Source organism: Mycobacterium syngnathidarum, assembly GCF_001942625.1.
GTDB classification, from domain to species: Bacteria; Actinomycetota; Actinomycetes; order Mycobacteriales; family Mycobacteriaceae; genus Mycobacterium; species Mycobacterium syngnathidarum.
The window spans coordinates 83,597-95,987 of sequence record NZ_MLCL01000093.1 but is presented as its reverse complement, the minus strand read 5'-3'; the positions used below and the strand labels follow the sequence as shown (position 1 = coordinate 95,987).

General features: G+C 67.0%; 13 protein-coding genes. 7 read left to right on the top strand and 6 right to left on the bottom strand.

Going from position 1 to position 12,391, the window contains the following annotated elements; translation table 11 throughout:
- Positions 1 to 8: 8 nt before the first annotated feature.
- Complete coding sequence (locus BKG60_RS30160; RefSeq protein WP_075910409.1) at positions 9 to 602, bottom strand: TetR/AcrR family transcriptional regulator; 594 nt, start codon at positions 600 to 602, stop codon at positions 9 to 11.
- Positions 603 to 714: 112 nt separating this feature from the next.
- Between BKG60_RS30160 and BKG60_RS30155 the strand changes: the two genes are divergently transcribed.
- The 5 genes from BKG60_RS30155 to BKG60_RS30135 are packed head-to-tail and all read left to right on the top strand — an operon-like array spanning position 715 to position 5,930.
- The gene (locus BKG60_RS30155) at positions 715 to 1,722 is read left to right on the top strand and encodes an NAD-dependent epimerase/dehydratase family protein (RefSeq protein WP_075910408.1); all 1,008 of its coding nucleotides are present in this window, start codon (positions 715 to 717) and stop codon (positions 1,720 to 1,722) included.
- Positions 1,719 to 3,950, top strand: a complete 2,232-nt coding sequence (locus BKG60_RS30150; RefSeq protein WP_075910407.1) for an acyl-CoA dehydrogenase family protein — start codon at positions 1,719 to 1,721, stop codon at positions 3,948 to 3,950. The genes BKG60_RS30155 and BKG60_RS30150 overlap by 4 nt, the downstream gene beginning before the upstream one ends.
- A 9-nt stretch (positions 3,951 to 3,959) precedes the next feature.
- The gene (locus tag BKG60_RS30145; RefSeq protein ID WP_075910406.1) at positions 3,960 to 5,180 is read left to right on the top strand and encodes a thiolase family protein; all 1,221 of its coding nucleotides are present in this window, start codon (positions 3,960 to 3,962) and stop codon (positions 5,178 to 5,180) included.
- 4 nt (positions 5,181 to 5,184) lie between these two features.
- Positions 5,185 to 5,607, top strand: coding sequence for a Zn-ribbon domain-containing OB-fold protein (locus tag BKG60_RS30140; protein ID WP_070185736.1), 423 nt, complete (start codon positions 5,185 to 5,187; stop codon positions 5,605 to 5,607).
- Between the two features lie 44 nt (positions 5,608 to 5,651).
- Positions 5,652 to 5,930 (top strand): hypothetical protein, encoded by a 279-nt coding sequence (locus BKG60_RS30135; protein WP_075910405.1) that lies wholly within the window; start codon positions 5,652 to 5,654, stop codon positions 5,928 to 5,930.
- On the opposite strand, the gene mhpA is transcribed toward BKG60_RS30135, so the two are convergent.
- From mhpA to BKG60_RS30120, 3 genes are read right to left on the bottom strand one after another with little or no spacing between them, the layout of a single operon-like run.
- Positions 5,881 to 7,395, bottom strand: coding sequence for a bifunctional 3-(3-hydroxy-phenyl)propionate/3-hydroxycinnamic acid hydroxylase MhpA (gene mhpA / locus BKG60_RS30130; RefSeq protein WP_075910404.1), 1,515 nt, complete (start codon positions 7,393 to 7,395; stop codon positions 5,881 to 5,883). The genes BKG60_RS30135 and mhpA overlap by 50 nt on opposite strands.
- On the bottom strand, positions 7,392 to 8,330 hold the full coding sequence (locus BKG60_RS30125; protein ID WP_075910403.1) for a fumarylacetoacetate hydrolase family protein: 939 nt from the start codon (positions 8,328 to 8,330) through the stop codon (positions 7,392 to 7,394). Before BKG60_RS30125 ends, mhpA begins: the two co-directional genes overlap by 4 nt.
- Positions 8,327 to 9,403: a VOC family protein gene (locus tag BKG60_RS30120; RefSeq protein ID WP_120765089.1), complete on the bottom strand. Its 1,077-nt coding sequence runs from the start codon at positions 9,401 to 9,403 to the stop codon at positions 8,327 to 8,329. Before BKG60_RS30120 ends, BKG60_RS30125 begins: the two co-directional genes overlap by 4 nt.
- 105 nt (positions 9,404 to 9,508) lie before the next feature.
- On the opposite strand from BKG60_RS30120, the gene BKG60_RS30115 reads away from it, so the two are divergent.
- Positions 9,509 to 10,159 (top strand): TetR/AcrR family transcriptional regulator, encoded by a 651-nt coding sequence (locus BKG60_RS30115; RefSeq protein WP_120765081.1) that lies wholly within the window; start codon positions 9,509 to 9,511, stop codon positions 10,157 to 10,159.
- Entirely contained in the window at positions 10,156 to 11,058 is a 903-nt protein-coding gene (locus BKG60_RS30110) for an SDR family NAD(P)-dependent oxidoreductase (protein ID WP_075910400.1), read from the top strand. Before BKG60_RS30115 ends, BKG60_RS30110 begins: the two co-directional genes overlap by 4 nt.
- Here the strand turns inward: BKG60_RS30110 and BKG60_RS30105 are convergent, their stop codons facing one another.
- Positions 11,059 to 11,727 (bottom strand): enoyl-CoA hydratase-related protein, encoded by a 669-nt coding sequence (locus BKG60_RS30105; protein ID WP_075910399.1) that lies wholly within the window; start codon positions 11,725 to 11,727, stop codon positions 11,059 to 11,061.
- The gene (locus BKG60_RS30100) at positions 11,711 to 12,340 is read right to left on the bottom strand and encodes a TetR/AcrR family transcriptional regulator (RefSeq protein WP_075910398.1); all 630 of its coding nucleotides are present in this window, start codon (positions 12,338 to 12,340) and stop codon (positions 11,711 to 11,713) included. Before BKG60_RS30100 ends, BKG60_RS30105 begins: the two co-directional genes overlap by 17 nt.
- Between the last annotated feature and the right edge of the window lie 51 nt (positions 12,341 to 12,391).

Sequence of the window (12,391 nt, the reverse complement as noted above, 5' to 3'; positions counted from 1 at the left end):
ATCGGCAATCAGCCGGCGGTGCGCAGGCTGGTGACGATCAGGCGGGCCATGTCTTCGGCCCGCTGCCGGGAATAGTCCTGTCCCTCGGACAGGATCGGATAGACCACGCCGCCGAGTAGGGCGTCGGCGGCGGCCGACGCCAGGCCGGCATCGATGTGTTCGGCCAGCAGTCGGTTGCGCGCAGATTCGACCAGTGGCCGGCTGAACCCTGCCCGCAGCCGCGCTGCGGTGTCCTCGTGCTCGAGTGAGGCCGCCGTCAGGATGCGCAGCATCGCGTTGCCCCGTTTGGTGGTCAGCGCGGCGGCCAGCGTGCCGGCCCAGGAGACCAGGTCCGCGGTGACATCGTCGGTGTGCGGCATGGTGGCCAGGATCTTGTCGGCGTCTTCGAGCAGCACGTCGGCGACCAATGCGGGGCGGCTGGGCCACCAGCGGTAGATGGTCTGCTTGCCGACCCCGGCCCGTGCCGCCACCGCTTCGATACTCAACCCGTCAAACCCTCGCTCCAGCAGCAGTGCGCGGGTGGCCCCGATGATGGCCACGCGCGATCTCTCGCTGCGGCGCCGCGGAGGCGTCGCTGGCTCGGTGGTCGGGGTGGTCGGCATGTCCTGGTCGGTCCTCCGCAGGGATCTTTACACGGAAAGCTACCCGCCGTAGTCTCCCACAAGACGAGACGTAGCGTCTCGTAAACTTGGAGAACGTCGAACGCAAGGGCGCATGAGAACAAAGAAACTGGTCATCGGGGCCAGCGGATTCCTCGGCTCACATGTCGCCCGGCGGCTGGTCGAGCGAGGTGAGGACGTCAGGGTGCTGATCCGCAGCACCAGCTCCACCCGGGGGATCGACGACCTCGACATCGAGCGCGTCTACGGCGACATCTTCGATCCCGAGTCGGTGCGCGAGGCGCTGGACGACTGTGACGTGGTGTACTACTGCGTCGTCGACGCCAGGGCCTGGCTGAGCGACCCCGCACCGCTGTGGCGGACCAATGTCGAAGGGCTGCAAGAAGTTCTGGACGTCGCCGTAGAGGCGGGGTTGAGCAAGTTCGTCTTCACCAGCTCGATCGCCACGATCGGCATCGCCGAATCCGGGCGCGCCACCGAGGATCTGCGGCACAACTGGCTCGACATCGGCGGAGACTACGTGCACACCAGGGTGCTCGCGGAACAGATGGTGCTGCGCTACGCACGCGAGCATGGGCTGCCCGCGGTCGCGATGTGCGTCTCCAACACCTACGGCCCCGGGGACTGGCTGCCGACGCCGCACGGCGGTCTGGTCGCCGCCGCGGTGCGGGGCAAGATGCCGTTCTACGTCAAGGGAGCGGCGGCGGAGACAGTAGGCATCGCTGACGCCGCCGAGGCGCTGATCCTGGCAGGCGAACGGGGCCGGATCGGTGAGCGCTACATCGTGTCCGAGAGCTTTATGACCGCCCAGGAGATCTACCAAACCGCTTGTGCGGCGGTTGATGTCGATCCGCCCCGGCGTGGTGTCCCCATCCGTGTGCTGGCGGCCGCGGGCGCGATCGTCGATCCATTGGTCCGGCTGCGCAAGAAGGAGAACCAGCTCAGTCCCCTGACGGTGCGGTTGATGCACGTGATGTCGCCGATGGACCACAGCAAGGCGGTTCGCGAGCTCGGCTGGCAGCCGCGTCCGACGACGGAGGCGATCGCCGAAGGGGCACGGTTCTTCACGTCCAACTCCTATACGTCGAGGCGGCGCGTATGACCACCCACGTATCGATCGCGCTGACCCCTGAGCAGCAACAATTGGGCGAAGCCGTCGCACACTTCGCGGCCCGGCATGCTCCCGTCGACGGGACCCGGGCGGTGCTCGACGAGCTGGCCTCCGGGCAGTTGCCGCCGTGGTGGCCCGCATTGGTGGACAACGGGTTTCATGCGGTGCACCTGCCTGAGGCCGTTGGCGGGCAGGGCGGCGGGCTCGAGGACATGGCCTGCGTGCTGGAAGCCGCGGGCTCGGCACTGTTGCCGGGGCCGTTGCTCGCCACGGCGATTGCCGGGGCGGCAATGGTCCGCCAGCAGAGCCCGGCTGCCCAGACCCTGCTCAAGGAGATCGCCGAAGGAGCCACCGCCGTCGTGGTGGCCGGCGAGCAGTCCGACTTCCAAGGCCGGGCCGTCGGCGACGGTTGGCTGCTCACCGGCTCGTCGGGCGTGGCCATGGGGCTGGGATCGGCGCAGCGCATCGTGGTGCCGTTCGCCGACGAGACGGGAGACCTGCGCTGGGCCGTCCTCAATCCGGTTGAGGGACAGGTTGAATTGCGCCGCGGCACCGACCTCACCACCGATCTGGGTGTCCTGCGGCTGAGTGATGACGCGGTCCCCGCCACCGCGGTCCTGACCGACATGGACGCCGACCTGGTCACCGATCTGACCGTCGCGTTCACCGCCTCGGTTGCCGCCGGTATCACCCAGTGGTGTGTGGACATCGTCACCGAGCATCTGCGTAGCCGCGAACAGTTCGGCAAGCCGATCGGCACGTTCCAGGCGTTGCAACACAAAGCGGCCATGCTGCTGGTCAACAGTGCGCTTGCGACGGCATCGGCCTGGGATGCGGTGCGGGCCCTCGGTGGATCCACGGACGCCGAGCAGCATCGGCTCGCCGCCTGCTCGGCGGCGGTGATGGCGGTCATGCCGGTACCGGGCCTGGTACTCGAGGCACTCACCATGCTCGGCGCGATCGGATTCACCTGGGAACACAACCTGCACCTGTACTGGCGCCGAGCCACCAGCCTGGCCGCATCGATCGGCCCGATGTCGCGGTGGACCCGCAACCTCGGCGAGCTGTCGGCCACCTCCGCCCGGGACATGACGGTGAACCTCGGTGAGTCCGACGCCGAGTTCCGGGCCCGGGTAGGCACAACGCTGGATCGTGCCCTCACCCTGTCCGACACCGGTTTCAGCCGCCAGGGCGACTATCCGGAGTTCGCCGTCGGCCCACGGCGCGAGCTGATCGCCGATGCGGGCCTGATCGCCCCGCACTGGCCCGCACCGTGGGGATGCGACGCGACGGTGCGCCAGCAGCTCATCGTGGACGAGGAGTTCGCCCTGCGCCCCGGCCTGGTACGGCCGTCGGTGGGTATCGCCGAGTGGATCCTGCCGAGCCTGATGGCGGCCGGATCCGAGGAACTGCAACAACGTTTCGTGCCCACCACGTTGCGCGGCGAGCTGTCGTGGTGCCAGCTGTTCAGCGAGCCGGGAGCAGGCTCGGACCTGGCTTCGCTCAGTACCCGCGCCGTGCGCGTGGACGGCGGCTGGAAGATGAACGGGCACAAGATCTGGACCTCGTTGGCGCACCGGGCCGATTTCGGTGCGTTGCTGGCCCGTACCGACCCTGATGCTCCCAAGCACGGCGGCATCGGCTACTTCATCCTCGACATGCGTTCCCCCGGAGTGGAATTCCGGCAGATCACCCAATCCAGCGGGCGGGCCGAGTTCAACGAGGTGTTCCTGACCGACGTTTTCGTGCCCGACGAGATGCTGCTGGGGGATCCGGTGTCGGGCTGGCAGCTGGCCATCAGCACCATGGCCCACGAACGGGTCGCGATCAGCGGATACGTCAACATCGACCGGATGGGCGCGCTGCGCGAACTCGTCGGGGTGAGCCCTGACCCGGACCCGATGCGCCACGCCATCGGCGAGATCGACGCCTACACCAACGCACTCAAGGCGCTCGGCGTGCGTGAGACGTTGCGCCTGCTCGACGGGCAGGCACCGGGACCGGCGTCGAGCATCGCCAAGGTGGCCACCAACGTGATGTTGCGCCGGGCCGCTGAGCTCACGCTGCGTCTGACCGGACCGCTGGCAATGGAATTCGACAGCCAACCCGCGGTGGCGTCGCCCTATCTGGACTTACCCGCCGAGTTGATCGGCGGCGGCACCACCGAGATCCAGCTCAACATCATTGCCCAGCTGATCCTGGGCCTACCGCGTAAGTGAGGAATGAGGATGAGATCGCGTAGGGGACTCCACGGCGACGCCGCGATCGTCGGCTACGTCGAGCTGCCGCCCGAACGGCTGACGAAGGCCTCACCGGCGCCCTTCACTCTCGAACAGTGGGCACTGCTGGCGGCCGCCGCCCTGGAGGATGCCGGGCTGTCGGCCGAGCAGGTCGACGGCATCGTCACATCGCATCTCGGCGAGTCGGAGATTTTCGTACCGTCGACGGTGGCCGAGTATCTGGGTGTGCGAGCCAATTTCGCCGAGTTGCTCGATCTCGGCGGCGCGAGCGCCGCGGGCATGGTGTGGCGGGCGGCCGCCGCCATCGAGCTCGGCCTGTGTGACGTGGTGTTGTGCGCACTACCTGCGCGCTACATCACGCCGTCCTCCGAGCTGAAACCGAAGGCGTTGACCGATGCGGTGTTCTTCGGCTCGTCCAGCAACCAATTCGGTTCACCGCAGGCCGAATTCGACATTCCTTACGGCAACCTCGGCCAGAACGGGCCCTACGGGCAGGTGGCGCAACGCTATGCCCATGAGTACGGCTACGACGAGCGCGCGATGGCCAAGATCGTGGTGGACCAGCGGTTCAACGCCAACCACACCGACGGTGCCATCTGGAAAGACACCCCGCTCAGTGTCGAGGACGTCCTGGCCAGTCCGGTGATCGCCGATCCGTTGCACATGCTGGAGATCGTGATGCCGTGTGTCGGTGGCGCCGCGGTCGTGGTGGCCAGCGCCGACATCGCGGCCCGGGCCCGCAACCGGCCGGTGTGGATCAAGGGTTTTGGCGAGCACGTACCGTTCAAGACACCCACCTACGCCGAGGACCTGCTGGACACGCCGATCCGCAAGGCGGCCGACACCGCGTTCGGGATGGCCGGGCTGACCCGCCGCGACATGGACATGGTGTCGATCTACGACTGCTACACGATCACGGTGCTGCTCAGCCTGGAAGACGCCGGATTCTGCGAGAAGGGCAAGGGTATGTCCTTCGTGTCCGACCACGATCTGACCGTCCGCGGCGATTTCCCGTTGAACACCGCCGGCGGCCAACTCGGTTTCGGGCAGGCAGGATTGGCCGGCGGCATGCACCACGTTTGCGATGCCACCCGCCAAATCATGGCCCGCGCCGGTGCGGCCCAGGTTCCCGACTGCAACCGCGCATTCGTCTCCGGCAACGGCGGCATCCTGTCCGAGCAAACCACCCTGATTCTGGAAGGCGAGTGAACCGATGACCGGATTCGCCCGGCCCATGCCGGTGAAAACTCCCACCAGTACGCCGTTCTGGGATGCGCTGGCCGAGCACCGCATCGTCATCCAGTACTCACCGTCGACGCAGGCCTACGTGTTCTATCCCCGCGTCCTGGCGCCCCGCACGCTCGCCGACGACCTCGAGTGGCGGGAGATCTCGGGGATGGGCACGCTGTACTCGTTCACCGTGGCTCGCCGCCCCGTAGGCCCGCACTTCGCCGACGCGGTGCCGCAAATTCTGGGCATCGTGGAGTGGGATGAAGGTCCGCGGTTCTCGACCGAGATCATCGACGTCGCACCGGAGGAACTCAGTGTCGGAATGCGGCTCAAGCCGGTTTTCTGCGACTACCCGGAGGCCTTTGCCGGCGCAGGTGTGACGATGCTGCGCTACACGCGGGCTTGATCACATCACTTGGCAGGAGGCTCACAGGAGAGGAGTATGGAGTCATGCTAACCATACGAAAACTCATGGGGTCAGTGTTCGTAGCGGGAGCCGCGGTGGCGATTGCAGCAGTACCGACCGCCGCGATCATGAATGATGCACCCGCCACGACGATCAGTGCTCAACCCAGTGGTAGCGGCGACGCCGGCGGCGGTGGTGGCTGCGACAGCGGCCCCGGCTGGAACGGCTGTGGCGGCTGGAATCCCGCCCAGGGTGGCTGGGGTCACGGCTGCATCAACGGCATCTGCGGCGGCTGGGATGGCCAGCGCGGCTGGGGCAACTGACCAACCCCGCTGACGACGGCACCAGCTCAGAGAGCCCGACGACATTCGTACCCGATCGCATCACCGTGCGGTCGGGTCGGATGATCGCGGCTTTGGCTCGTCCGGTGCGTAACCACCGGCACAGCTCGCTGTCGGGCTCGACCACGAGCACCGTTGTGCCTCGTTCGGTCAATTCGCCGTGGACAGCGGGAGGCAGCGGTGTGGTGGCCACGAAGGTGAAGCCTTCCGACTGAACTGTATTGGGGCACAACGTGCCTGCGAGTGAGCGGCGACCGAGCGATCGGTGTACGAGCGCTGAGCTCCGCAATGCCGGGGTGACCCCGTCGAACAGGCGCAGACGCAGCGCGGGGATGCGGCCCAGTCGGGGTAACAGTGCGCGGCGCACGGTGTCACCGAACCCGCCCCCGGCCGTCATGGCCCATCCCATTGCCAACGCGACCCGGATCAGGGCGCGGGCATGGGGCTTTCGTTCCTGCGGGTAACTGTCCAGGATGTGCTCCGGCAGATCGCCGGCGATCACGGCCGCCAGCTTCCAGCAGAGATTCACCGCATCCCGCACCCCTGCACCCATCCCCTGGCCGATGAACGGCGGGGTGAGATGTGCGGCGTCTCCGAGCAGGAACACATTGCCGACGCGCCAGCGCTCAGCGATCGCTGCCCGGAACGTGTACTCGGCCACCCGTACCAACTCGAGGTCGGCGCAGGTACCGACCCACGGTGCGATCAACGGCCGAAGCGTCTCAAGCGTCGAGTAGTCCGCAACCGATTCGTTCGGCAAGAGCCTGAATTCCCAGCGGTAGCGGTCATTTCCGATTCGCATGTAGGTCGCGGCACGGGCCGGGTTGCACACCTGGTGCACCCCGTCCCACTGCTTGAGGTCGACAGTGCTCCGTACGTCGGCCACCAACCAGCGCTGTTCGAAGTGCATGTCGGTCATCGCGACCCCGAGCCTTCGACGGATCGTGCTGTTGGCGCCGTCGCAGCCGAGGAGGTAGTCGGCCTCGACGTGTTCGGTGGCGCCGGTGGTGCGGTCGACGAACGCAACCTGAAGGCGGCCCTGGCCGAGCCTGGTGAAACCGGTGACCTCGACGTTGGTCCGTAGCCGAAGCTGGGGATACCGCGCCAGATTCGCGCGCAGCAGTTCCTCGAGCTGGGGCTGGTCGAACATGTTGGCCTGAGGGAAGCCATGCCTGCCCGCGGGCTCGCGAGTGAACCGGGCCAGCACCTTCAGGTCGGCGTCGAGCAGCTGTAACCCGGCCGCGGGCCGGGAGATCGCCGCGAACTGCTCGGCGAGACCGAGATCGGCCAGGATGCGGTAGATCTCATCGTCGAGGTGTACGGCACGTGGTTGGCGGTAGACCTCGGGCCAGCGGTCGAGCACCAGACAGTCGACGTGGTAGCGGGCAAACAGTGTCGCGGCGACGATCCCGGTGGGTCCGGCCCCGACGATGACAACCGAGGTCACTCGAACCGCACAGTGTTGCGTTGGCGGCCGAGGTCGATCGCGCCGTCATCGGTGGCGACCGAGGCCTCGACGACATCGCGGTGGTGCAGGTAGCGCGGGTTGCCGGCTTGGCGTTTGAAGAAGGCCTTCCACTTCACCGCCGGCGGCAGGAGCGCGCCGATCATCTCGATCGGCTTGGGAGGTGCGCTGAGTGCCGTGCCGGCCGGGGTGCCGGTGAGGATGAGATCACCGGCGGCCAGGTCCTGGAACCGGGCCAGAGACTGCAACGCCTGCGCGGGCCGGTACAGCATGTCGCCGTCGACCAGCATGTCCTGCCGGAGTTCGCCGTTGACCCGCAGCCGCAGCCTGAGCTCGCCGAACCGGCCGAGCTCGTCGCTGTCGAGCAGGACGAGCGCGGGCCCGGCCGGGGTGAAGCTCGGGTAGGACTTGGCCTCGTAGAACTGGGTCTGCGGCAACTGGACGTCGCGGGCTGACACGTCGTTGGTGACCACCAGCCCTGCGATGTAGTCTGCGAGTCGGTCGGTGGAAATCGCTGTGCCGGCTGGGATCTCACGCCCGATCACCAGTCCGATCTCGACCTCGTAGTCCAGCAGGCGCACGTGGGCCGGCTTGATGATGTCGTCGTGCGGGCCGGTGATCGAGGCCGATGACTTGCGGAAGAACGTCAGTGGGACGTTGTCAGGGTTCATCCCGGAGTCCCGGACATGTGAGGCGTAATTGGTCATCTGGGCGACGACCCGACAAGGTCTGGTGATCGGCGACACCAGTTCCAACGAGTCCACCGCTACGGTCTCGGTACTGGATGCCGCTGCTCGCACCGCGTCGCGGTCGGCGAGTAGCTCCGCGGTGGTGCGGGCCGTCGTGGTGATCCTGACCGCGCCGGAAGATGTTTGCAGCCACCAGGATTCGGCGGTGCGAAGGACAGAAAGCGTCATGACTGGGCAACTTTCATCAGGCCGAGCAGGCGGTTGAGGTCGAACTCGTTGTCGGAACGCAGGGCGCTGAACATCGAACGCGCCTCGCCGGGGATCGATCTGGGGTCGATGCCCAGGAAGTCGCGGGTTACCGGAGGGCCCCACTGGGACAGCCCGGACGCGGTGAAAGGGGCCCATTCGGGCGCGGCAGTGCAGTCGAACATGTCACCGTCGGTGAAGTGTTCGACGAGGAATCCGTCCGGATCGCGCCAGTAGTCGAACAACTGGCTGCCCTGGATGTGGCGGCCGATACCCCATGACCGCTGATAGCCGCGGTCGCGAAGATGCTGGCCGCCTGCGGCCAGCGCGTCGAGGTCGCACACCTGAAAGGCTGAGTGCACGTACCGGTTTGCGGGTCCGAGCGCGAGCGCGAGGGTGTGATGGTCGGTCGGTGTCATGCCACGGTCACAACGGAGGAAGCTCATCGTGGGTCCGCGTTCCCGTTGTCCGGGAAAGAACAGGAAATCGCTGACGATCAGGCCGAGGTGTTGCAGGTACCAGTCGAGAGTTTCTCGGTATCGGGTGGTCTGCAGAACCAGATGCCCGAGGCGCTGCACTTTGGCGGGGACCCGAGGCGGGCGCTGGGTGGCATTGATGCGGGGAGCGTTGTGACCGAAGTTCAGCGGCAGCGGCTCCTGGTGGCTCAACCGTCCGAGTCGGTGGGTCCCGGCCACCACACGCACCGGTAGCCCGGTGGGATCAGCCAGGTCGACCGCGACGCCGCCCAGCGAGTCGGGCAGAGCCCGGATCGGGGCGCCTGTGTGTTGTGCCAGCCTGTGCACATCACGCGCGTCGGCTGCGGTGAACGCCACAGCGGTGAAACGTGAGCTTTCACCCGGCCGGACAAATACGCATGGCGAACCGGGGTCGGTCCCGCGCAGTCGTAGCTCGGTGGGTGTGTGTGCGGCGACCTCGAACCCGAATGCTCGAGCGAAAGCCTCCGCCTTGACCAGGTCGGGCTTCTCGAATTCCAGCCAGGCGAGATCGTGGATTTTGATCACCGGGTTGGGTGCCCGACCAGGGTGTTCCTGCATCGCGTCTCCTTCGATTGACGAAATCGTCACATGCGAAGGAATCATCAGTCAAGGTAATCTGACGAAATCATCAGAACTGAATCCGGCCTGTTAACCTGAGTGGCTGTGAGCGGCCACGAGCAACCGAGCCGGCTCGAGCGGCGCAAGCAGCGCACCCGGGCGGCGCTGATCGGCGCAGCCCAGTCATTCATCGCGGCCGGCAAGCTGAACGCACCGGTCTTGGAGATCACTCAGGCCGCCGATGTCGGAATGGGCTCGTTCTACAACCATTTCGACAGCAAGGAGCAGTTGTTCGACGCGGCGGTCGCCGAGGCGCTCGATGCCCACGGCGCTCTGATGGACCGGCTCACCGGGGATCTCGACGACCCGGCTGAAGTGTTCGCCGGCAGTTTCCGGCTGACTGGACGGCTGTTCCGGCGACGTCCCCAGGAAAGCCAGATCATTCTCGCCAACGGGCTGCAGTTACTGGCATCGGATCGTGGCCTGGCGCCCAGGGCTCGGCGCGACATCGAGGCCGGTGCCCATGCGGGGAGGTTCCTGGTCGACGACCCCGACCTGGCCCTGGCTGTTGCCGCAGGCGCGCTGCTGGGTCTGGGCCGGCTGCTACGCGACCAACCCGACCGAGACGACGCGGCCGCCGCCGACAAGGTCACCGAGGATGTGCTGCGCATGCTGGGCATGGATGCCGCCGAGGCAGCGGAGATCTGTCGCAGGCCGCTACCCGAGCTCGATGCGTCGCTACTGTCACCGATGTGAGCACTCAAGCCAACCTCAGGTGGACCCCGGACCGGCTCGGCGATCTGACCGGAAAACGCATCATCGTCACCGGGGCGACCAACGGAGTCGGTCTCGGCACCGCCCGCGCGTTGACGCGGGCCGGAGCGCACGTAATCCTGGCGGTGCGTAACACCGCGCTGGGGGCACAGCGCGCGGCGGAGATCGGCGGATCCACCGAGGTGATCGAACTCGACCTCGCCGATCTGTCATCCGTGCACGCGTTCGCAGGGCGCCTCGATGGCGACGTCGACATCCTGATCAACAACGCCGGAGCGCTCAGCCAACACCGGGCCGACACGGTTGACGGGTTCGAGATGACCATGGGCACAAACCTCCTCGGCCCGTTCGCGTTGACGAATCTGTTGTACGGCCGGGTCCGGCAACAGATCGTCAACGTCGGCTCCGAGGCGCACAAGTCAGCGACGCTGCGGCTCGACGACATGCACCTACGCCACCACAAGTGGACGGTGATGGGCGCCTACGGGCGGTCGAAGCTGGCGGTCATGTTGTGGGGCCTGGACCTCGACCGCCGTTTGCGCGCCGCCAAATCGCCTGTGGTCACCCAACTCACCCATCCGGGCTGGGTGGCTTCCAACCTGCCGAATGTCTCCGACAAACCGTTGATGTCAGCGGTCCAACGCGGCGTCAAGGTGGTGGCCGACGTGTTCGCCAACGACATCGATGCCGGAGCCGCGCCCACGCTGTACTGCCTGAGCGAGCCGATTCCGCCCGGCAGCTATGTCGGTGTAGAGGGCAGATTCGGGCTGCGGGGCGGCCCCGTGCTGATCGGACGATCGGCCGTGGCATGCGACTACCAGAGTGCGGCCCGGGTGGTCGAATTCGCCGAACGCGAGACCGGCACCGCCCTCCCGGTTTGATTAGCCGGCGGCGTGGGCCGCGGTCAGTGCCTGGACTGCAGGGCCGAACATGCCCTGCTTGATCGCGCCCAAGGTGCCGGAGTCCTTGCCGCCCAGCGGGCGCAGCAGGTCGATGGCCACCGTGGTCACCGAGCCCTCGGGTGCGGTGGCCTCGACCAGTCCGCACGTCTGGGCGTCGCGGCCGCCGAACCGGCGGCCGGTGGTCATCGACGCGACCGCTGCCTGCGGGGTCAGCTTGGCCTGGATCAGCGCGGCCATTCCCGGGGTGAACGGGATCCGGATGTCCACCTCGGGGAAACAGAAGAAGCCGCGGTCGTCACGCATGACCCGGAAGTCGTGGGCGATTGCCAGCATGGCGCCGGCACCGAAGGCATGCCCCACCACCGCCGCGGCCGTCGGGATCGGCAACGTCAGCATCCGGGCCAACAGGCCCTGCACCCGTCCCACATACCAGTCACCCTGATCGCTGTGGGCGCCAAGCCAATCGAGGTCGAGCCCGTTGGAGTAGAACTTGCCCTCGGCCGTGGTCACCAGGCCATGGGCGCCTCGGGCCAGAATGGTGTCGAGTTGTGCGTCGACCTCGTCGAGGAAGTCGGGTGAGAACCGGTTCTCGTCGTCGCCGAGGTCGAGGATGGCGATGTCGCCGTCGTAATCAAGGTTTGTGGCCATGAGGTTCCATTGTTCGTGGGTCAGGGGCAGGCCCCACCGCCAGCACGGCGGACACCGCCGCGTTGAGGTGATCGCGGGCGGTGGGATCGTCAATACGGTTGCGCTGCAGCAGGACGGCCGTCGGCAGGTCCACGATGCACGTCGTCACGGTGTCCACGGCGGCCCGGTCGCGCCGGCCCCACGTGGCGACCGCGAGTTGGATCATCAAGTCCACCAACTGTTCTTGCAGCTCGCGTGCTTGGGCGGCCAGATCCTCCGGCAGTTCGGGGCCGAGCACTTGCTCGTGCCGAACCTGTAGAAGTAGCCGCGCCGAGGCCGGGTGACGCTCGGCGAAGATCACCGGGGCGTACGCGGCCGCCGCGATCGCGTCGCTGCCCTGGTGGGCGGCCTCGACCAACTCGCGCTGCATGGCCAGAAACCGCCGCCCGGCCCGGAGCCAGACCTGGCCGAGCAGTCCGGCCCTCGAACCGAACGAGTGATACAGCGCGCCGTTGGAAACCCCGACGGCGTCGCTGACGGCGCGGATGGTCACCGATGCCGGTCCGGAGTGCACGGCCAGGGATTCCGTGGCATCGAGGACCGCATCCGGATCGTGGACGCGAGGGCGGGGCACCGCGACACCATAACAGAGCGCTTGCTCTGTTATCGGGGGAGCGGTTGACGT

Excerpts from the sequence above, each read along its gene's own strand:
- BKG60_RS30155 (WP_075910408.1), top strand. The coding sequence starts at position 715 with ATGAGAACAAAGAAACTGGTCATCGGGGCCAGCGGATTCCTCGGCTCA.
- BKG60_RS30135 (WP_075910405.1), top strand. The coding sequence starts at position 5,652 with ATGCTAACCATACGAAAACTCATGGGGTCAGTGTTCGTAGCGGGAGCC.
- BKG60_RS30160 (WP_075910409.1), bottom strand. The coding sequence starts at position 602 with ATGCCGACCACCCCGACCACCGAGCCAGCGACGCCTCCGCGGCGCCGC.
- BKG60_RS30105 (WP_075910399.1), bottom strand. The coding sequence starts at position 11,727 with ATGGCCACAAACCTTGATTACGACGGCGACATCGCCATCCTCGACCTC.
- BKG60_RS30125 (WP_075910403.1), bottom strand. The coding sequence starts at position 8,330 with ATGACGCTTTCTGTCCTTCGCACCGCCGAATCCTGGTGGCTGCAAACA.
- BKG60_RS30145 (WP_075910406.1), top strand. The coding sequence starts at position 3,960 with ATGAGATCGCGTAGGGGACTCCACGGCGACGCCGCGATCGTCGGCTAC.
- BKG60_RS30120 (WP_120765089.1), bottom strand. The coding sequence starts at position 9,403 with ATGCAGGAACACCCTGGTCGGGCACCCAACCCGGTGATCAAAATCCAC.
- BKG60_RS30140 (WP_070185736.1), top strand. The coding sequence starts at position 5,185 with ATGACCGGATTCGCCCGGCCCATGCCGGTGAAAACTCCCACCAGTACG.
- BKG60_RS30150 (WP_075910407.1), top strand. The coding sequence starts at position 1,719 with ATGACCACCCACGTATCGATCGCGCTGACCCCTGAGCAGCAACAATTG.